Source organism: Winogradskyella ludwigii, assembly GCF_013403985.1.
Classification (GTDB): Bacteria; Bacteroidota; Bacteroidia; order Flavobacteriales; family Flavobacteriaceae; genus Winogradskyella; species Winogradskyella ludwigii.
Genome location: NZ_JABFDF010000001.1, coordinates 875,709 through 895,961 on the forward strand (window position 1 = coordinate 875,709; position 20,253 = coordinate 895,961).

The following is a 20,253-nucleotide window of genomic DNA, read 5'->3' on the forward strand; positions in this document are numbered from 1 at the left end:
TAAAACACCTTTGGGTTTAACACTTAAATAGTTAAATTCGCTTAACCGAAAATGCCAAATCTGCCTTAGGCGATGCAAAGATAATCAATAACATTCAAAATCCTAAATGCCACTATACAAAACCATTAGTGTGAATTCACAAACTACTGTTAAAATCTGGAAGATTGAAGAATCTTACGACGATTTAATTCAGCCTTTAGTTTTAAAACCACAGAGTTTAGAACGTGTTTTAGGCATGAAAAGTGAATTACATCAACGTGGTTTTTTAAGTGTTAGACATTTGTTACAGGAGTTTGGATATACAGATCAAGATTTATTTTATGACGAAAATGGAAAACCTCATCTTAAAGATGGCAAACATATTTCTATTACACATTCGTTTACTTTTTCTGGTGTAATTATTAGCGATAGCGACGTTGGAATTGATATTGAAAAACAACGTGATAAAATTGGAATTATAGCTCATAAATTTGTGGACTATGAGTTTAATTATTTAAATAAAAATTCTGAAGATTATATTAGAAAACTTACTGTGATTTGGGGAGTGAAAGAATCCCTATATAAGCTATTTGCAACTCCTGGTATGCTATTTAAAGACCATTTTTTAGTAATTCCGTTTATGCTAAAGGATAAAAACACAATAGCTTGGATAGATTATAAAGGTAAAAAACACAGATACAATACTGCATTCTTAGAGTTTGAAGGTTTTACGTGTACTTATGTAATTCCGTAATGATGAGTATTTATCAACATATAACAACATCTATTTCAGAGGGTAAAAAACTCTTAGCCGTTTTAATAGACCCAGATAAGATGAAACTTAATAACGTTTCTAATTTTATTTCAAAGATGAACACTTCTATTGCAACTCATGTTTTTGTTGGTGGCAGTGAAGTTAATGAAGGCTTAACAGAAGCCTTAGTCTTGGAAATAAAAAAGCATACCAATTTACCTGTTATTTTATTTCCTGGAGATGTCATTCAAATTACAGATAAAGCAGATGGTATTTTATTTCTGTCTTTAATCTCTGGTCGGAATCCTGATTATTTAATAGGAAAACAAGTAGAAGCTGTTTCCAAATTAGCGACAACTAATCTTGAAATTATTCCAACAGGTTATTTACTTATTGAGAACGGAAAAGAAACCGCAGTACAGCGTGTTAGTGAAACAAAACCCATTCAACGAAAAGACATTAAAACCATTAAAGACACCGCAAAAGCTGGCGAGTTATTAGGTATGAAACTCATTTACCTCGAAGCTGGTAGTGGTGCCACGCATCCTATTGATCCTCATATTATTTCAGAAGTTAAACAACAACTTAATATTCCTTTGATTGTTGGAGGTGGTATTAGATCTCTATCTGAAATTGAATTAGCATACAAAGCAGGAGCAGATTTGGTGGTTATAGGCACAGCTTTTGAAGAGGATGACACATTCTTTAAGGCATTACAAAGAGTGCCTAACTGAACATAATAGAAATTAATTTAAAAGTCATTACTAATCAAAAAAATGTCCGTTTTCACGGAAAATAACTATGGAAATATCAGTAGACCTTACGCTTTCACCATTACAAAACGACTACGAACAACATGTTATTAATTTTATAAAAGCCTTACGTGATTCAAAATTTAAAGTTTTAGAAAACCCATTAAGCACACAAATATTTGGAGATTATGATGAGCTCATGCCTTTCTTAACTCAAGAAATTAAGCGTTCTTTTGATGCTGTAGATATTTCTGTATTAACCATAAAATTAGTTAAAACTAATAGAAGCGATTATGAACCACATTTTTGATTTTTTCCTTGATGCTTATCGTCAAGCTCCGACTTCGCAGATTGTTTTAGAAATCATCGCTTTTGTGTTTGGAATTGCTAGTGTTTGGTTTGCACAACGCGAAAACATTCTTGTTTATCCTACCGGAATTATTTGTACTGTAATCACTGTTTATCTGTTATACATCAATCAATACTTTGGTGACATGATGATGAATTTTTACTATTCTATTATGAGTATTTACGGTTGGTGGAATTGGTCTAGAAAGAAAAACGACACCTATGCGGTTCCTATTTCTAGAACAACTTTAAAAGAAAAGCAAATAGGTATTGGCATGTTTGTCTTAACAATGATTGTTACTTTTATAGTTTACAAAGCTTTTGATTATACATTAGAAATTCCCAATTACATAGACATTGTTACGTCAGGTATATTCTTTACAGCCATGTGGTATATGGCAACTAAAAAATTAGAAAATTGGACATTATGGATTATTGGCGACCTCATCACAGTACCTCTTTATGCTTATAGAGGTCTAGGAATATTGTCACTTCAATATGTTATATTTACGGTCCTAGCAATTTACGGCTATTTAGAATGGAAAAAAAGCTTAGACAAAACCCATCAAACTGCATAAAAATAGTTTTATTTGGACCTGAATCTACAGGAAAAACAACATTGTCTCGCCAATTAGCGAAACATTACAATTCTGTTTGGGTAACAGAATATGCACGCGATTATCTTCAAGACAAATGGAATAAGGAGCATAAAACTTGCGAACCTAAAGACTTACTTCCTATTGCCATTGGGCAGATGAAACTTGAAAACGAATTAGCACAACAAACAGATTCTGTTTTAATTTGCGACACTAATTTATTAGAGACTAAAGTTTACAGTGAAGCTTATTACTCAGGCACATGTGACCCGATTTTAGAAACATATGCTCTAAAAAACTTTTACGATCTTTATTTTTTAACTTATATTGACACTCCTTGGGAAGCAGATGATTTAAGAGACAAACCCAACGAAAGAGAACATATGTTCAATGCTTTTGAAGCCGCTTTAAAAAACCATAAGAAACCTTATATCCTTTTAAAAGGAAGTAAAAAGGAACGTATGGAATTAGCAATAAAGCACATTGACCAACTATTAATAAACAACAAATGAGTTTTACAGAAAACGATATACAACAGATAGCGTCTAACGATTTAACCCTAACCGGAATTAAAAAACAAATCGAAATTTTTAAAAACGGAATTCCATTTACCAATATTTCAGTTGCTGCAAGATTAAATAATGGAGTTTTACCATTAACTGAGACCACTATAAACGACTATGTTGCACTATTTGAAGCTGAAAAAGACAAGAAATCGCTATTAAAATTTGTACCTGCTTCTGGAGCGGCATCTAGAATGTTTAAATTCTTATTTCAGTTTGTTAGTGATTATAAGCCTAGCGAACAATCTCTGGATTCCTACATTAATAAAAATGAATTAAGAGATTTATCTGTATTCATGATTGGTTTAGAGAAATTTCCTTTTTATAATCAAGTATTATCGGTATTAAAATCTAAAGACATCGATTTTGAAACGTTATCTACTCCTGAGAAAGTTTGGCATTTTGCTAAAGCGATGTTAGATGAAGATCAACTAAATTTTGGGAATCAGCCTAAGGGATTATTGCCTTTTCATGATTATAAAAACAATACCATTTCTACAGCTTTTGCAGAACATTTGTACGAAGCTGCTTTATATGCTTCAAGCAATGGATTAGCCAAACTTCACTTTACCATATCTGAGGTTCATGAAAATAAGTTTGCTAACGAATTTAAAAGTATTCAAAATAAGATAGAACAGAACACTGGTGTAAAATTTGAAATTTCATTTTCTTACCAACAGCAATCAACAGATACTATTGCTGTGACTCTAGAAAACGAACCTTTTAGAGAGCCAGACGAAAGTCTATTGTTTAGACCATCTGGTCATGGTGCTTTATTAAAGAACCTAAATAATCTTGATGCCGATATTATTTTCGTAAAAAACATAGACAATGTCGTAGTCTCTAAATACCAAGAAGATATTGCCAAATACAAAAAAGTATTAGCCGGAATTCTTATAAAGCTTCAAACGCAAACATTTAAGTATTTAGATGTTTTAGACACAACAGACATTACAGAAACAACCTTAAAAACTATTGAAGCTTTTTTAACTCAAGAATTAAGCATCAAAATATCAGAAGCATATAAAACACTTTCTGATCTTCATAAAATTGCATATCTAAAAGATAAACTAAACAGACCAATCCGTATTTGTGGCATGGTAAAAAATGAAGGTGAACCTGGAGGAGGACCATTTTGGGTAAAAGACAATGAATCTAATCAATCGCTTCACATTGTAGAATCTGCACAAATTAATTTGAAAGATCCTGAACAGGCCGAAATTCTAAAAAATGCAACCCATTTTAATCCTGTAGATTTAGTTTGTGGTGTAAAAAACTACAAAGGCGAAAAGTTTGATTTAGAAAACTATGTAGATCATACTGCCGCATTTATAAGTGAAAAAACTAAAAACGGAAAAAAACTAAAAGCACTAGAATTACCTGGACTATGGAATGGTAGCATGGCACATTGGAACACCATTTTTGTTGAAGTGCCTATCATCACTTTTAACCCTGTAAAAACCGTTAACGATTTGCTTAAAGAACCACACCAAATTAAAGCATAGTGGACACTAACACCTTAAAATCTGAATTGTCTTATAAATATGTACGAAGCTCAGGAAGCGGAGGTCAGCATGTCAATAAGGTGTCTTCAAAAGCAGAATTATATTTTAATCTTAAAGACTCAAAAGTTTTTAATGATGATGAAAAACAAAAGCTTTCTGAATTCTTTAATAATAGGCTCACAAAAGAAAACATTCTAATTCTTGCTTGTGATGAAAGTCGAAGTCAATTTAGAAATAAAGCTTTAGTAACTCAGCGCTTTATTGAGTTAATTCAAGAAGGTCTTAAAAAAGAAAAGATTAGAATTGCGACGAGAATTCCAAGAGGAGTTAAGAAAAGACGACTAAAAAATAAACGAATTAATGCAGATAAAAAAGCAAAACGTAAACCACCAGAATTAGAATAACAGCTTCCATCACTTCTAATAATTTTTTAGATTTAAAAAAATAATGTCGTGAAGTCTCTATACTTCGATCTAGAATCATAATTATCAACACTATATTCTCAGAATATATATTCTTCGAACCAACCATTCAAATTCAACTAAAATAATTTTTCAATTATTTATTTGTCAGTTATTATTTGTTTCTATCTTTGCCGCGTTCTCAATAAAGGGGTGCCTATTATCGGCTGAGATCATACCCATTGAACCTAGAACAGGTAATGCTGTTTAGGAATAGAGCGTAAAGAAAATGTCTGATAGATATTTTTGGCGAACGCAATAGTTATCAATGTTTATTTTTCTACTTCTGAGTTATATCTTGTATAAATATACAGGCTATAAATTCAAACAGGAAATCGACATTTTTAAATTTTGCAGTTGCTGGTAGCTCAAAAAATTAATTATTAACAAAGAATAATGACCTCTTTTTATTCGATTATAATACTATAGTCGTATGAAAATTTTATTCAACAATCTCTCAAAAAAAAGTAGGCAGAGATTAACACTTTCAATTGCATTTTTAGGAATTTGTTCCGTTTATGGACAAGAAAAACAACAAGACTCCACAAAAGTTGAAAAACTAGATGAAGTTTTAGTCAAAGCTGTCAGAGTAGATGCCAAATCGCCAATTACACACAGTAATGTAACCAAAGAAGATTTAGCAAAACGTAATTTAGGACAAGACATTCCGATGTTACTTAATTTTTTACCTTCTGTGGTAACATCTACTGAAGCAGGAGCAGGAGTGGGTTACACAGGAATTAGAGTCCGTGGTATAAGTTCGCAATCTACCAACATTACCATTAACGGAATTCCATATAATGATGCTGAATCTTTAGGTACGTTTTGGGTTAATTTAGGTGATTTTGCTTCATCTACGGAAAGTTTACAATTACAACGTGGAGTTGGAACTTCCACCAATGGTTCTGGTGCTTTCGGTGCAAGTATTAATGTATTGACTGATGCGGTTTCGAAAGAATCATCAGGCGAAATTTCAAATTCTTTTGGTAGTTACAATACTAGAAAACATACGGTAAAATTCAGTACAGGATTAATGAATGAGCATTTTGAAATTGCTGGTCGTTTATCTAACATAAGTTCTGATGGTTATATAGATCGTGCTTCTGCGGATTTAAAATCTTATTTTTTACAAGGATCTTATATCGATGATAATACGTTAATTAAAGCGATAACTTTTGGAGGAAAAGAAGTCACTTACCAAGCTTGGAATGGTTTAGAAGATTTAGAAAAATTAAAAGATGACCGAACTTATAACACTTCTGGAGAATATGAAGATGAGAATGGTGTAACCCAATTTTACGATAACCAAGTAGATAATTATAGTCAAGATCATTATCAATTACACTGGAATCAGCGTTACACTAACCAATGGTCTACCACACTTGGCGTAAACTACACCAAAGGTCAAGGGTATTTTGAGCAGTATAAGCAAGGTGAAGATTTTAGCGATTATGGTTTTGAGCCTTTAAACTTCAGCGGAGAAATAGTTGATGAAACAGATTTGATTAGAAGACGTTGGTTAGATAATGATTTCTACGTGGTTAACGCTAACGTAAATTATAAAGACGACCAACTGAATTTAATTTTAGGAGGATCTTATAGTCATTACGACGGAGACCATTTTGGAGAAGTTATTTGGGCCGAATATGCTAGTCAAACTGAAATTAGAGACCGTTACTATGATGGAAATAGTAAAAAGAATGACTTATCCGTTTTTTCAAAAGCCAACTATAAACTCAATGACAAAATAAGTCTTTTTGGAGATTTACAAGTTAGAAATGTAACTTATAAAACAACAGGAACTACTTCAGATATTGTAGAATTCGCAATTGATAAATCATTTACCTTCTTTAATCCTAAAGCAGGAATCACCTACGAACTAAACACCGACAACAATCTATACTTCTCTTATGCAAGAGCCAATAGAGAACCTAACAGAACGGATTTTGAAAGTAACGAAAACATAAAACCTGAACAATTAAATGATTTTGAATTGGGTTGGAGACATAAAAAAGGGAATTTCACATTCAATGCCAACACCTATTTTATGTTATATAATGATCAATTAGTGTTAACTGGTCAATTAGATGATGTTGGTAACACCATAAGAACTAACAGTGGAGAAAGTTACCGAATAGGTTTAGAATTAGAAGCCATAATTCCTGTGACTTCTAAGTTAACGTTACAACCAAACCTAACATTAAGCACCAATAAAAATAAAGAAACCGTTATTGACTTTGATGGAGAATTACAGAATCTTGGGAAAACAGATATCTCTTTTTCACCAGATTTAATTGCTGCAAATGCTATTGTATTTCAACCTATAGAAAATTTACAAATGTCTTTATTAAGTAAATTTGTAGGTGACCAATTTATGAGTAATACAGAGGCTAAGTCATCTAAATTAGATAGTTATTTTACCAATGACTTTAACATTAATTACACATTAAAAACCAATTCTATTTTTGAATCTATAGTATTCTCAGGATTAGTAAATAATATTTTTAATGTAAAATATGTTTCTAATGGATTTTACTATACTTATGATGATACTTGGTCTAATCCAGGAAGCGTTGCAACTATTGAAGGTGCTGGTTTTTATCCACAAGCCACAACCAACTTTTTGGTTGGTGTAACACTAAATTTCTAATTAATAATTACTAACAAAGTAAGTATTATTACCGGTAGGCTCAACTCTGTATGGCTGTAATGTACAGGGTTGAGTATTATCACCAAAGCCATAACCTGTTGCTAAACTATACTCATTAGCATCATCGCAACCACAAACCACAATATCACCAATACCCGAATCTGTTAAAGTAGAACATGTAAAAGGCTCATGGCTAGGATCTGCAGCATCCCAAGCATAGAGCGTAGTAGAACTTGCTCGCCATAACCAAATACCAGCATTTCCTTGTCCAGAAACATACACTCCATTTCCTGTAAACTGTAGTTGATTAAATTGCGGCAAATTAGTATTCACCGTTAAATTTACACCTGCATCAAATAAAAAGTTACAATTACTACTGTCGTCAGTGTTACTACAACCAAAAAAAACTGCGCAACTTAGTATTAAAAGTAATTTCTTCATCTTATTTTTTTTGGTCGGCAATTTACAATTATTTGAACTATGCCGTAATTATTTTATATATTTGTATAGTAATCTCGTCAGCGCGAGATTTTTTTTATGCTAACGTTATAACGAAAAATAACTAACCTCTAAAAAGTATAAAATTTATTTCTGTCGCATTGAGCATTACTAACATGAACACATCGTTTCATAGAAAGTAAAAAAAGTAAAACTTTTGAAATACATTAAATTTCAACTTAATAAGTTTTTCTACTGCATTAAATGAAACAGAAAACTAACTTTTTTTAGAAGTAGTTTATATAAAACGAACAAATTATGAGTAAAGTATCTTATTACACAGCTGAAGGTTTAAAAAAGTTACGTGAAGAATTAAACTACCTTAAAGATATAGAGCGACCAAAGGCTTCACAAGCTATTGGAGAAGCTAGAGATAAAGGGGATTTAAGTGAAAATGCAGAGTATGATGCCGCTAAAGAAGCACAAGGCATGTTAGAAATGAAAATTTCTAAAATGGAAGAAACATTATCTGGTGCTCGTGTTATTGATGAGTCTCAGTTAGATACTTCTAAAGTTTTGGCATTATCAATTGTAAAAATTAAAAACCAAGTAAATGGCATGGAAATGACTTACACGTTAGTAGCGGAAAGTGAAGCTGATATTACTTCTGGAAAAATCTCTATAAACTCACCAATTGGAAAAGGCTTATTAGGAAAATCTGTTGGAGATACCGCTGAAATACAAGTTCCAAGTGGTGCTATGCGTTTTGATATTTTAGAGATTTCTAGATAAAAACAACAGCTTACCATTATAAAAGATTCCTGTCTTATGCTGAATTTATTTTAGTTAAACAGGAATCTTTTATATTTATATAATAGCTTATATTTACAGTAAGCTGCTACATTGTGCGCAATCCAAACCTATTTCAATGTAGTAGTTAAAACCTTTCGATTGCGATCAAATAGACATTCGATAAAATCACTTAACTCATGGCAACACTCTTCACAAAAATAATTTCAGGTGAAATTCCGTCGCACAAAGTCGCTGAAACCGAAGACTTTTTCGCGTTTTTAGACATTAACCCAAACTCTAAAGGCCATACACTTTGTATTCCTAAAAAGGAGGTTGATAAAATCTTTGACTTGGATGAGGCTACTTATATGGCTTTAATGAAATTTTCGCGTCGTGTTGCATTAGCTATTGAAAAAGCCGTGCCTTGCGAACGTATTGGCATGTCTGTAATAGGCTTAGAAGTGCCACATGCACATGTACATTTAATTCCACTACATACCATGGACGACGCACGTTTTACAAACAAACAAAAACTAGAAGTTAAAGAATTTGAAGATTTAGCACTTAAGATTGCATCGCATTTCTAATTACACTGAAAAAATACCTGTTGCAAATAAGATAATTGCAACTAATACTATAACACTAAAACTTAACAATCCCCAAGCTATTGGCTTTAACTTTGTGGACTTAGCCTTGGTTTTAAGCGCCCTATTGTGGTAATCCACGACACGCTCAATATCACTAGTCCAACGGATTGGAAAAATCTGTATTTCGCAATTTAAACAACGTAATTGGCTTACTGTTTCTTTTGTAATAGCCTTATAGAATTTAGTTTCTATAAGTTTTTGTTTTAGCGTGAGTTCTAAACCATCATTAGAATAACATTCCGGACAGTTATTACCTATTCTAGCTTCTTTTAAAGTAAAAAATCGTGATGAACTCATGGTCAAATTTAGATAAAATATTTCAGATCTATCAGACTTGAAGTCTCAAACAAATCGCCGCAAAAATAAGCTAAACTTGCTTCAAAATTATTTGAATCGTAGTTCCTTTTTCTATTTCAGATGTCAGTACTTTTATTTTTCCATTGTGGTAATCTTCTACAATACGTTTTGCTAAGGACAACCCAAGTCCCCATCCACGTTTTTTTGTGGTATAACCAGGTTCAAAAATTTTAGTAAAAGACGATTTCGGAATTCCTTTTCCTGTGTCAGAAATATTTATAAAGACATTACTTTCAAGCTGAGTTAATTCTAGTTTCAAATCTCCTTTACCTTTCATGGCATCAATAGCATTTTTAACTAGATTTTCAATCGTCCAACTAAAAAGCTGCTCATTTAACTTTACAGGAATTTCAATTTCAGGACTAATAATTTCAAAATTAATTAACTTAGAAGATCGTGATTTTAAATAATCATAAGACGAGTTTGTAACGGCTACAATATCCATTGTTTTAAGTGTAGGTGCAGACCCTATTTTACTAAAACGTTCGGTAATTGTTTGAAGTCTATCAATATCTTTTTCAATCTCCATAATATACTCTGGATTGACATTTTCCATTTTTAAAATCTCAGTCCAACCCACTAAAGAAGACAAAGGAGTACCTATTTGATGTGCCGTTTCCTTTGCCATTCCTGTCCATAACTTATTCTGTTCAGCATTTTTAGAACTTCTATAAAAGAAATACACAACAGCCGCAAAAAGCAAAATGATTAATAATAAAGCTAAAGGATAATATTTTAATTTGTTTAATAATGGAGAATTTCCATAATATAACGTTGATAGAACTTGATCTTTATATCTAATTTCAATAGGCTCATTTTCACTTTTAAATACTTCAATTAATTTAGTGAGATAAAGTGAATCTTGCGCTTTTCTTGGATCAATATTATTGGGCTCCATGCTTCCATCTTCACTAACTTTAATCATTGGTGTAGATGTATTACTCTTTAAAATCTCTAATGGTAATTCTCCAATATCTGCATTAAGGTTATCTGTATTCCGCATTTCCTTTTGCGCAAACGACCAGTTTTTCATCTTAGAACGTTCTTCAGCTTTAAAATTTTGAAAAAAAGTGTAAGTGTTCCAAAGAATAAGGGAAATAATAATAAAAGAAGATACAATTATAATCCAACGGATTACATTTCGGTTAAAGCTAAAGGTCATTGGATAATTAATTTGCATTTTAAATATAATGTAAATATGCCAATATTATTGTCTCTATATATTTTAAGTGGATTAAACTTTTTCTTATCCAAAATACTTTTGTCCGCCGTTGTTTATAATTATATTTGAGAAAAATCAGTCTAACACATGGTATCATTCATCCCTCAGGATCTTACAACAGGCACGTTACATAGTTATTTATTAAGCGCCGTTGCTCCACGACCAATAGCTTTTGCAAGTACTATTGACAAAGATGGCAACCCTAACTTATCACCATTTAGCTTCTTTAATGTTTTTAGTGCCAACCCTCCAATTTTAATTTTTTCTCCTGCCAAACGCGTTAGAGACAACACTACAAAACATACCTTAGAGAATGTTGAAGCGATAAAAGAAGTCGTTATTAATGTGGTTAATTTTGATATGGTACACCAAATGTCTTTAACAAGTACAGAATATCCTGAAGGCGTTAATGAGTTTGAAAAAGCAGGTTTAACCATGTTACCTTCAGACCACATAAAACCATTTAGAGTTGCAGAATCTCCTGTTCAATTTGAATGCAAAGTAAACGAAATTATTAAGTTAGGAACAGAAGGAGGTGCTGGAAATTTAGTGATTTGTGAAGTTGTAAAACTGCATATTTCTGAAGACGTTTTAAATAGTGATCAAACCATTAACCAAGAAGCTTTAGACTTAGTCGCTAGAGCTGGTGGCAGTTATTATAGTAGAGCAAAAAAAGGCTTTTTTGAAATCCCAAAACCACTTAAAAATATGGGAATTGGTGTAGACAATATGCCTGATCATGTGAGAAATAGCATGATTTTAACAGGAAATAATATTGGAATGCTTGCTAATGTTGAAGCTTTGCCAAATAATGATGAGATTACTAAATTTGTGGATAATATTAGTGAACGCTATCCAGACATAAAAACCGCATCACACAGAGAAAAACATAAATTAGCTCAAAATTATTTGAGCTATGGAGACGTAGAAAGTGCTTGGAAGTTATTACTTTCGTAGCCTGAAAAAATTAAGTTTTAAATAAATTATAGATTAAGCAAAGATGGAAGTACAAGGACGAATTAAAATGGTAGGTGAGACTCAAACTTTTGGTAGTAATGGGTTTAGAAAAAGAGAAGTTGTAGTGACAACAGAAGAACAGTATCCACAACACATTATGGTAGAGTTTGTTCAAGACAAATGTGATTTACTAAACAGTTACAAAGAAGGTCAGCAGGTTAAGGTAAATATTAATTTAAGAGGAAGAGAATGGGTTAACCCACAAGGTGAAACTAAATATTTTAACTCTATCCAAGGTTGGAGAATTGAAGCTGTACAAGCCCAAGCTGCAAGTGGAGATATGCCTCCTGTGCCACCAACAGAAGCTTTTGAACCAGTTAGTGATTTAAACGAAGGTGACAACGACGATTTACCTTTCTAATTAAAAGGTTATAATTATATAGAAAAAGACTTGTTTTTATTTAAAGCAAGTCTTTTTTTTGTTTATCTGTTTTATTATTAAATAAAAAAGTCCTGATGGTTAGTCAGGACTTAGTAATAATGGTTTTAGGTTTGACCTCTACAAACAAATTAAAAAAAAGCAATGATGAACAAAAATTTAATTTATAAAGGTCAACTCAAATATGCAGAAAATTCTTTTAGCACCAAAACTAAAGCCTTACTTTAACTATTGACCTCTTCAAATAACGTATGCACTTTTTAACACAAAAAATAGAATTTCCAGATGTTTCGGAATCCTCTGCAGATGGACTCCTTGCCGTTGGAGGCGATTTATCTCCAGAACGATTGCTACATGCGTATTCTGAAGGTATATTTCCATGGTTTCAAGATGAAGAACCGATACTTTGGTGGTCTCCAGATCCTCGGTTTGTTTTATTTCCCAAAGATTTAAAAGTATCTAAAAGCATGAAGCAAGTGCTAAAAAAAGGACTGTTTAAAGTCACTACCAACAAAGCTTTTAAAGCTGTTATAGAAAATTGTGCACAAGCAAAACGCGATGGACAACTAGGCACTTGGATTTCTGAGGATATGTTAGAAGCTTACCAAAAATTACATGAGTTAGGCTATGCTAAATCTGTAGAAGTTTGGCAAGACGGTGAGTTAGTTGGAGGTCTATACGGCATCGCTATTAACGATAATGTGTTTTGCGGAGAAAGTATGTTTGCTAAAGTGAGTAACGCAAGTAAAGTGGGTTTTATAACCTTTGTGCAAAATTCTAATTACAAATTAATAGATTGCCAATTACACACCAATCATCTAGAAAGTTTAGGTGCTAAAGATATGTCGCGAATAGAATTTATTAAATATCTTAAACCTCATGGTATCTAAAACAAGAGACTTCGTGATCATTTACCATTCCCGTCGCTTGCATTTGTGCATAAATTACAGTAGAACCTACAAATTTAAATCCACGCTTCTTTAAGTCTTTACTTATCGCATCACTCAAAGGAGTATTTGCAGGAGCATCTTTATAAATTTTAACAGCGTTTTTTATCGGTGCTCCATTTACAAAATCCCATATATATTTAGAAAATGAGCCAAATTCATCTTGAATTTTCATAAAAGCTTGAGCATTGGTTATCGTAGCATTCACCTTTAGTTTATTTCTAATAATACCAGCATCTTGTAGTAATTCTTCAACTTTAGAAGAGTTATATTTTGCAATCTTTTTATAGTCAAAATGATCTAATGCTTTTCTAAAATTTTCACGCTTTTTTAAAATCGTTATCCAACTTAATCCTGCTTGAAATGTTTCTAAAATTAAAAATTCAAACAACGTAGCATCATCAAAAACCGGAACTCCCCATTCTTCATCATGATACGCCTCATATAAAGGGTTACCAGCACACCAACCACATCTGTTTTTTGTCATCTTGTAAGGATTTTTAATTCGTGCTACTAATGTAACAACAGTTGCATAAAAAATGGCAACAGAATCTTATTTTTGTTCTATGGAAACAGATACACTTACATTAAAACATATAATTTCAGACAGTCTAAAAAAGAGTATGACTTACGCTGAATACAGAACTTTAGTTATCAATTTAGTTGAAGAAAACTCCAATACGGGAATTGAAAAAACAGAAGCTTTAGCAGAATACACCCAACTTAACGACAGACGTATGAGACGTTGGGACAAAACCGCGAAAGTTGCTGAAGATGCCAGAACAACAATTGAAAATTTTGATAGAAAAGTTACCTGGATTGTTATTTCTGAAAGCTGGTGTGGTGATGCGGCTCATATAATGCCAATAATCAATAAAGCAGCAGAATTAAATGATAATATTGATTATAAAGTGGTACTCCGAGATGAAAACGAAGCACTTATGGATCAATTTTTAACCAATGGTGGCAAAGCGATACCTAAATTAATTATGCTAGATTCTGAGACAAAAGAAGTTTTAAACACTTTTGGACCACGACCTACTGTAGCGACTAATTTGGTGCAAGATTACAAAGCTGAGCATGGTATGTTAACACCAGAGTTTAAAGAAGATTTACAACGTTGGTACAATAAAGACAAAGGACAATCTACAATTGAAGATTTGGTAAAATTATTAGATCAATAAAATTGATGGCTAAGCGAAATTGAAATTCTATTTTCCTTTAAATAAAAACGTAATAGTTCCTAATTGCTGTTTTTTAACAGAACTATCAAACTGAACGGATTCTGCATAAGAAAGAGCATGATCTATTAAGCACTGATTGTTAGAATTTGAAGATCCATTTATGTAGGCATCAAATACGTTTCCTTGAGCATCTACTTTAATACTCACTACAATTTTCCCACCACTTTCACATAAATAGCGTGGTGTTTTATAGTGAGTTAACGTTCTCCCTTTTAATGAATAGGTTAGCGTACTTTTTGTTTTAGCGTGCTCGTCTGCTTCTCTTTTATTTTTAAGGCGTTGTTTTAATTCTTCTTGTAATTTTTTGTATGATTCTGTTTCTTCAGAGTTTAAAGCATAAGTATTACTACCTGCATACGATTTAGTAATACTTGTTTCCTCTTCCACGTCTTCACTTGCCCTAGCATCTTCCATGGCCTTTGTTGTACGTTCAAAATCATTGGCTCTAACAGTTTTAAAGTTACGCATCATTTCTTTATACTCCTGATCTTCGTTGAATGCTTTGTTTGTAGATTTCCCGTTGATAGCTTGTATTTCTTGAAGATCTACTTTTGCAATTTCAGGTTCAGGCTCTAGAAGGTAATAACTTTCAGAAATTAAATCTTCTTGAAGTTTCAACTGAACACTAAACATACCAAAAACTACAATTCCCGCTAAAAGAAATGTAATTATTGCGGCCTTATGTTTATTTACAAAATTCAATATCGTTTATAGTATATACGACTATGGTAAAATAAAAGATGTTCCAAATTTAGAGTTTTCATTTTTTAGAATATATTAAAATTGTTTTAAACACTTTACAAATTCCTATTTCACCCCGTTACAGACTTACATTAAGAAAAGGATAGCACATATTTTTACAAGGTTTTAAATATATGATGTATAGTCATTAAATAATAATGAAAAAGATTCAATTTTATTTTCTAACTATTCTTTAAAAGCTTTACGATGTCATCATTACCTTGCATTTCTGCATGTTTTAAAGCTGTATTACCTCTACTATCTTTTAAACTTTTGTCAGCGTTATTGAGTAGTAGGTATTCCGCTATTTCGGTGTGTCCAAAAGTACTTGTGTAAATTAATGCTGTCGCTTCATTATAATTTTGCTGGTTAATTGCAGCACCATTTTCTACTAGAATTTTAGCAATATCAAAATAACCTTTAAAGCAAACTCCCATTAAAGCTGTGTTTCCGGATAAATCTTTAGCGTTAACGTCACTACCTTTTTCAATTAAGTAAGTAACAATTTCAGTCTGTTCATTATAAGCAGCAAGAATTAAAGGCGTAAAACCTTTACTATCTGCAGTGTTGATAATTGCATTATTTGAAGTGTATAATGCTTTAAGTTTTTCTAAATCCCCATTTCTAGAAACTTCAAAAACAGTTTGTCCATAACTACCTAAAGTTAAAATTAGGGTAAGAATGAGTAAAATATTTTTCATTGTATTACTTTTTTAAAAACAAATAGAGAGGTTGCACTGGCAGCTCCCTCCCTACTCATCAACCATGTACTATTTCTTTTTCATAAAATCTTTAGCAGAAAAACCTAACGCTTCTGCAATACGCATTCCGTAATCTCTATCTGCCTGATAGAAATAACCAATCATTGTCATTTGGATATTTTTATCTGTAACCTGACCTAAATCTCCACTTAAATTTTTAATTAAATTATCTTGTTGATCTTTAGTAAGAGATCTGTAAAAATCTCCCGGTTGTGCAAAATCATTAGTCTTTGTAATTTTCTTTTGTGTTATAGTTACATTAGTTAATGTTGTTTCAGACTGCTTGTATTGTTCATCTTCAACTAATCCAGATTTTTCACTTGGCTGATAATTTACATCCGGATTTTCAAATCTTTTGTTTCCAGCGCTATTCCAACTATCAGAATTATAATTTTTAGGATCTTCTAGCGGTTGGTTAATTTTTAACTGTTGAAAATTTGGACCTAATCTATGTCTCTGCGTATCGAAATAAGAGAATAAACGGCCTTGCAATAATTTATCTTCTGAAGGTTCTACTCCAGGAATTAAAGCTCCTGGTGAAAAAGCAATACTTTCAACTTGCTCAAAATAATTTACCGGATTTTGGTTTAAAGTCATGGTACCAATCTTAATTTTTTCAATTTTATCTGCTGGCCAATCTTTGGTAGCATCTAAAGGCCAAAAATCGAAAGAATGGATATCTTCAGGCTTTATCATTTGTACATATAAATCCCATTGAGGGTAATTCTTATCATCAATATCTTTTCTTAAACTCACCGTTGCATGTTGCCAATCTTTTCCTTGTTGAATTGATGCTTCTTCAGCAGTAAGATTTTTTTCACCTTGCTTAGATACCCAAGAGTATTTTACATAAGTTACTTTTCCTGCTTTATTAATCCATTTGTAGCCATGTACACTGCTACCGTTCATAAATTGGTACCCTTTAGGAATTCCTAAATCTGTGTACAATCGTGTAAGCATATGAGTTGCTTCTGGCACATGAGAAAAGAAATCGAAAAAACGATTTGGATCTTGCTTATTGGTTTCTGGTGAAGGTTTTAAAGAATGTACCATATCTGGAAACTTAATGGCATCTCTAATAAAAAAGATAGGAAGATTGTTACCAACAATATCATAATTACCTTGTTCTGTATAAAATTTTACAGCAAACCCTCTTGGATCTCTTGCTGTTTCTGGTGAACCTTTTCCGTGGATTACGGTAGAAAAGCGTACGGCTAAATCGGTCTTTTTACCTGCTTCAGCAAATAATACAGCTCTAGTATAATCAGACATATCTTTTGTAGCTTCAAAATAACCAGATGCTCCAGCGCCTCTTGGGTGAACTACACGCTCAGGAATACGTTCTCTATCAAAAGCCGCTAATTTTTCTATTAAATGAATATCTTCTAATAAAACAGGACCATATTCTCCAACTGTTTTAGAGTTTTGATTATCTCCAACTGGCGCACCATTATTAGTTGTCATTATTTTCTCAGTTTGTGAAAAACTTACCAAGCCTATAGATAGGATGACTAAGGTTGTAATTATTCTTTTCATGAATTCTTTTTTTATTTGTTAGTGCAAAAATGGATAGTTTAATGATATTAATCAAATTAATAATTTTTATATTTACATTAATAATATCTATATAATGACACTTCAACAATTAGAATACATCATCGCTTTAGACACGTATCGGCATTTTGTAACTGCGGCAGAAAAATGTTTTGTAACGCAACCCACTATTACTATTCAGGTTAAAAAGTTAGAAGATGAAATTGGGTTTTTAATATTCGATAAGAGTAAGTCTCCTTTTAAACCTTCAGCTTTAGGTGAATTATTTATTAATAAGTCTAAAATAATTTTACGAGAAGTTAATGAGTTAAAAAATATGGTGAGTACCGAATTAGATAGCTTAGTGGGCGAATATAAAATAGGCGTTTTACCAACGGTTTCACCTTATCTAATTCCTTTAATTTCAGGATCTTTTGCTGAAAAATATCCAGATACGATACTTATTATTGAAGAAATGCAGTCCGATCAAATTATCTCTGCATTACAAAAAAGAGAAATTGATATTGGAATATTAGTAACACCACTTAATGAGCCTTTCATCAGAGAGATTAAATTGTACAATGAACCTTTTGTATTTTACGGACAGAAAGGAACATTTAAAGACAAGAAAGCGGTTTCTGCTAGTGAAATTGAAAACTTAGATAATTTGTGGCTTTTAAAAAATGGACATTGTTTTAGAAATCAGGTTTTAAATATTTGTTCGCAAAGCACAAACCCACAGAATATTCAATTTCAGAGTGGATCTATAGAAGCTTTAAAGAAAATGGTAGATAATTATGGTGGATTTACTTTAGTCCCTGAAATGGCCATTAATAAAAACGACAGCGGACGCAATATTAATTTTACAGAGCCAAAACCGATACGCGAAGTAAGTTTAGCAGTACATCATTCGTTTGCAAAAGATAGTTTAATTGATGCTTTAAGATTAGAAGTCTTAGAAAAAACACCTCCCAGTTTTATAAAAAACACTAGGTTTATAAAAATAAATTGGAAATAGAAAACACGAAAAGCATCAGTCTTTTGAAGGCAGTCCTTGAATAAAGTCTTCAGGTGTAAGTGCATCTTCAACTTTAAAATCACCAATACGTGTACGACGCAATTCTGATAAGTGCCCACCCGATTTTAAAGCTTTTCCAAAATCGTTTGCCAAAGATCTGATGTAAGTTCCTTTGCTACAAACCACTCTAAATTTCAATTCTGAACCTGTGATTTCTGTGATTTCAAATTCTGTAATTTCAACTTGTCTTGGTTTAATTTCAACCTCCTCACCTGCTCTTGCAAATTCGTACAAACGTTTTCCATCTTTCTTAATGGCAGAAAACACAGGTGGATATTGTTCAATCTTACCAATAAATTGGGGAATTGTATCTTGAATTAATTCTTCGGAAATATGGTCTGTAGGGAACGTTTCATTAACTTCAGTTTCTAAATCAAAAGAAGGTGTTGTACTACCAATCACAAAAGTTCCGGTATATTCTTTTTCCTGACCTTGAAAAATATGGATTTCCTTGGTCATTTTACCAGTACAAATCACCAATAAACCTGTCGCTAATGGATCTAAAGTTCCGGCATGACCAACTTTAATCTTCTTAATATCGAAAGCATGTCTAATTTCCCAGCGCAATTTATTAACCGCCTGAAAAGAGGTCCATGTTAACGGTTTGTCTATCAGTAAGACTTGTCCACTTAAATAATCTTCTTTAGTTTTCATTTATACGAGAGACCAAATTATAGCAATAACACCAACAACAACACAATAGATAGCAAAATAAGATAACTTACTTTTTTTCACTAAAGCAATCATCCAAGTACAGGCAAATAAACCGGCAACAAATGCAGCGATAAAACCAACACTTAAGGCTGTTATATTAGAACTATCATAAGTTAATTCGCCACCTAAAAGATCTTTTGCTATTTTACCAAAAATCAGAGGTACCACCATTAAAAATGAAAAACGAGCGGCTTTGGTTTTATCATTACCTAATAAAACAGATGTAGAAATTGTAGCACCAGAGCGTGAAATTCCAGGCAACATTGCAATCGCTTGAGATATACCAATGATAAAAGCGTTAGAAAACGAAACTTTCTTTTGAGTATCCTTTGCTTTATCTGCTAAGAAAAGTAAAACGGCTGTAACAATAAGCATACAACCTACGAGTAAAATATTTCCATTAAAAAGTTGTTCTAATTCTTCTTCAAAAAATAAACCAACAATAACAGCTGGTATCATGGATAAAGCAATTTTTGAAATGAACTGAAGATCTTCATTCCATTCAAATTTTAAAATACCTTTTATAATATCTAAAATATCTTTTCTGAAAATAACCATAGTACTCAATGCTGTAGCAAAGTGAAGTACTACAGTAAACAATAAGCTTTCTTTAGGTAAAGATTCGTCGCCAAGAATGGCTTTTCCAATTTCCAAGTGACCACTAGACGATACTGGTAAAAACTCAGTAAGACCTTGAATGATTCCTAAAATAATAGCGTCTATAATTTCCATGAAGCAAAAATATCAATTAAGTGCAGATACATGGCAAAAATAA

At 32.2% G+C, this 20,253-nt stretch carries 24 protein-coding genes; 15 read left to right on the forward strand and 9 right to left on the reverse strand.

The features are described 5' to 3' along the window. Nucleotides 1-106 precede the first annotated feature (106 nt). From HM981_RS03660 to HM981_RS03695, 8 genes are all read left to right on the forward strand, one after another. The gene (locus HM981_RS03660; RefSeq protein ID WP_179337219.1) at nucleotides 107-733 is read left to right on the forward strand and encodes a 4'-phosphopantetheinyl transferase family protein; all 627 of its coding nucleotides are present in this window, start codon (nucleotides 107-109) and stop codon (nucleotides 731-733) included. After that, nucleotides 733-1,467, forward strand: coding sequence for a geranylgeranylglyceryl/heptaprenylglyceryl phosphate synthase (locus HM981_RS03665; protein ID WP_179337220.1), 735 nt, complete (start codon nucleotides 733-735; stop codon nucleotides 1,465-1,467). Before HM981_RS03660 ends, HM981_RS03665 begins: the two co-directional genes overlap by 1 nt. A gap of 67 nt (nucleotides 1,468-1,534) precedes the next feature. Then, on the forward strand, nucleotides 1,535-1,795 hold the full coding sequence (locus tag HM981_RS03670) for a hypothetical protein (RefSeq protein WP_179337221.1): 261 nt from the start codon (nucleotides 1,535-1,537) through the stop codon (nucleotides 1,793-1,795). After that, nucleotides 1,779-2,411, forward strand: a complete 633-nt coding sequence (gene pnuC / locus HM981_RS03675; RefSeq protein ID WP_179337222.1) for a nicotinamide riboside transporter PnuC — start codon at nucleotides 1,779-1,781, stop codon at nucleotides 2,409-2,411. The genes HM981_RS03670 and pnuC overlap by 17 nt, the downstream gene beginning before the upstream one ends. Further along, nucleotides 2,372-2,941, forward strand: a complete 570-nt coding sequence (locus HM981_RS03680) for an AAA family ATPase (RefSeq protein WP_179337223.1) — start codon at nucleotides 2,372-2,374, stop codon at nucleotides 2,939-2,941. The genes pnuC and HM981_RS03680 overlap by 40 nt, the downstream gene beginning before the upstream one ends. Beyond that, nucleotides 2,938-4,497, forward strand: a complete 1,560-nt coding sequence (locus HM981_RS03685) for a DUF4301 family protein (RefSeq protein WP_179337224.1) — start codon at nucleotides 2,938-2,940, stop codon at nucleotides 4,495-4,497. The genes HM981_RS03680 and HM981_RS03685 overlap by 4 nt, the downstream gene beginning before the upstream one ends. Further along, the gene (arfB, locus tag HM981_RS03690; RefSeq protein WP_179337225.1) at nucleotides 4,497-4,901 is read left to right on the forward strand and encodes an alternative ribosome rescue aminoacyl-tRNA hydrolase ArfB; all 405 of its coding nucleotides are present in this window, start codon (nucleotides 4,497-4,499) and stop codon (nucleotides 4,899-4,901) included. Before HM981_RS03685 ends, arfB begins: the two co-directional genes overlap by 1 nt. Nucleotides 4,902-5,391: 490 nt before the next feature. Then, on the forward strand, nucleotides 5,392-7,608 hold the full coding sequence (locus HM981_RS03695; protein ID WP_179337226.1) for a TonB-dependent receptor: 2,217 nt from the start codon (nucleotides 5,392-5,394) through the stop codon (nucleotides 7,606-7,608). Here HM981_RS03695 and HM981_RS03700 read toward each other — a convergent pair whose 3' ends face one another. Then, entirely contained in the window at nucleotides 7,609-8,049 is a 441-nt protein-coding gene (locus tag HM981_RS03700) for a hypothetical protein (protein ID WP_179337227.1), read from the reverse strand. A 315-nt stretch (nucleotides 8,050-8,364) separates the two neighbouring features. Between HM981_RS03700 and greA the strand changes: the two genes are divergently transcribed. Both greA and HM981_RS03710 read left to right on the forward strand, forming a co-directional pair. Further along, complete coding sequence (gene greA, locus HM981_RS03705) at nucleotides 8,365-8,838, forward strand: transcription elongation factor GreA (protein WP_179337228.1); 474 nt, start codon at nucleotides 8,365-8,367, stop codon at nucleotides 8,836-8,838. Nucleotides 8,839-9,035: 197 nt separating this feature from the next. Then, the gene (locus HM981_RS03710; RefSeq protein WP_179337229.1) at nucleotides 9,036-9,425 is read left to right on the forward strand and encodes an HIT family protein; all 390 of its coding nucleotides are present in this window, start codon (nucleotides 9,036-9,038) and stop codon (nucleotides 9,423-9,425) included. Here HM981_RS03710 and HM981_RS03715 read toward each other — a convergent pair whose 3' ends face one another. Together HM981_RS03715 and HM981_RS03720 are read right to left on the reverse strand one after the other, a co-directional pair. Further along, nucleotides 9,426-9,782, reverse strand: coding sequence for a hypothetical protein (locus HM981_RS03715; protein ID WP_179337230.1), 357 nt, complete (start codon nucleotides 9,780-9,782; stop codon nucleotides 9,426-9,428). It abuts the gene before it with no gap. A gap of 70 nt (nucleotides 9,783-9,852) precedes the next feature. Further along, entirely contained in the window at nucleotides 9,853-11,004 is a 1,152-nt protein-coding gene (locus HM981_RS03720) for a sensor histidine kinase (RefSeq protein WP_179337677.1), read from the reverse strand. Nucleotides 11,005-11,151: 147 nt separating this feature from the next. Here HM981_RS03720 and HM981_RS03725 point away from each other — a divergent pair, with 147 nt between their 5' ends. The 3 genes from HM981_RS03725 (at nucleotide 11,152) to aat (ending at nucleotide 13,350) form a co-directional block, all read left to right on the forward strand. Next, complete coding sequence (locus tag HM981_RS03725; protein WP_179337231.1) at nucleotides 11,152-12,021, forward strand: flavin reductase family protein; 870 nt, start codon at nucleotides 11,152-11,154, stop codon at nucleotides 12,019-12,021. A gap of 43 nt (nucleotides 12,022-12,064) precedes the next feature. Continuing rightward, nucleotides 12,065-12,442 carry a DUF3127 domain-containing protein gene (locus tag HM981_RS03730; protein WP_179337232.1) on the forward strand — a complete coding sequence of 126 codons (378 nt, stop codon included), beginning with the start codon at nucleotides 12,065-12,067 and terminating at the stop codon, nucleotides 12,440-12,442. A 269-nt stretch (nucleotides 12,443-12,711) separates the two neighbouring features. Next, nucleotides 12,712-13,350, forward strand: coding sequence for a leucyl/phenylalanyl-tRNA--protein transferase (aat, locus tag HM981_RS03735; RefSeq protein WP_179337233.1), 639 nt, complete (start codon nucleotides 12,712-12,714; stop codon nucleotides 13,348-13,350). On the opposite strand, the gene HM981_RS03740 is transcribed toward aat, so the two are convergent. Next, entirely contained in the window at nucleotides 13,331-13,894 is a 564-nt protein-coding gene (locus tag HM981_RS03740; protein WP_179337234.1) for a DNA-3-methyladenine glycosylase I, read from the reverse strand. The two genes, aat and HM981_RS03740, sit on opposite strands and share 20 nt — an antisense overlap. A 52-nt stretch (nucleotides 13,895-13,946) precedes the next feature. On the opposite strand from HM981_RS03740, the gene HM981_RS03745 reads away from it, so the two are divergent. Continuing rightward, entirely contained in the window at nucleotides 13,947-14,591 is a 645-nt protein-coding gene (locus HM981_RS03745) for a thioredoxin family protein (protein ID WP_246286099.1), read from the forward strand. A 27-nt stretch (nucleotides 14,592-14,618) separates the two neighbouring features. Here the strand turns inward: HM981_RS03745 and HM981_RS03750 are convergent, their stop codons facing one another. The 3 genes from HM981_RS03750 to HM981_RS03760 all read right to left on the reverse strand — a co-directional run bounded on the left by HM981_RS03750 (nucleotide 14,619) and on the right by HM981_RS03760 (nucleotide 17,689). Beyond that, entirely contained in the window at nucleotides 14,619-15,353 is a 735-nt protein-coding gene (locus HM981_RS03750) for a hypothetical protein (RefSeq protein WP_179337235.1), read from the reverse strand. A gap of 221 nt (nucleotides 15,354-15,574) precedes the next feature. Further along, a complete protein-coding gene (locus HM981_RS03755; protein WP_179337236.1) occupies nucleotides 15,575-16,093 on the reverse strand; it encodes an ankyrin repeat domain-containing protein in 519 nt (172 codons plus the stop codon). Nucleotides 16,094-16,162: 69 nt separating this feature from the next. Continuing rightward, nucleotides 16,163-17,689, reverse strand: coding sequence for a catalase (locus tag HM981_RS03760; protein WP_179337237.1), 1,527 nt, complete (start codon nucleotides 17,687-17,689; stop codon nucleotides 16,163-16,165). A gap of 94 nt (nucleotides 17,690-17,783) precedes the next feature. Between HM981_RS03760 and HM981_RS03765 the strand changes: the two genes are divergently transcribed. Beyond that, nucleotides 17,784-18,704 carry a LysR substrate-binding domain-containing protein gene (locus HM981_RS03765; RefSeq protein WP_179337238.1) on the forward strand — a complete coding sequence of 307 codons (921 nt, stop codon included), beginning with the start codon at nucleotides 17,784-17,786 and terminating at the stop codon, nucleotides 18,702-18,704. A 15-nt stretch (nucleotides 18,705-18,719) separates the two neighbouring features. Here the strand turns inward: HM981_RS03765 and truB are convergent, their stop codons facing one another. After that, nucleotides 18,720-19,418, reverse strand: a complete 699-nt coding sequence (truB, locus tag HM981_RS03770; RefSeq protein WP_179337239.1) for a tRNA pseudouridine(55) synthase TruB — start codon at nucleotides 19,416-19,418, stop codon at nucleotides 18,720-18,722. Further along, a complete protein-coding gene (uppP, locus tag HM981_RS03775) occupies nucleotides 19,419-20,210 on the reverse strand; it encodes an undecaprenyl-diphosphatase UppP (RefSeq protein WP_179337240.1) in 792 nt (263 codons plus the stop codon). Nucleotides 20,211-20,253 lie beyond the last annotated feature (43 nt).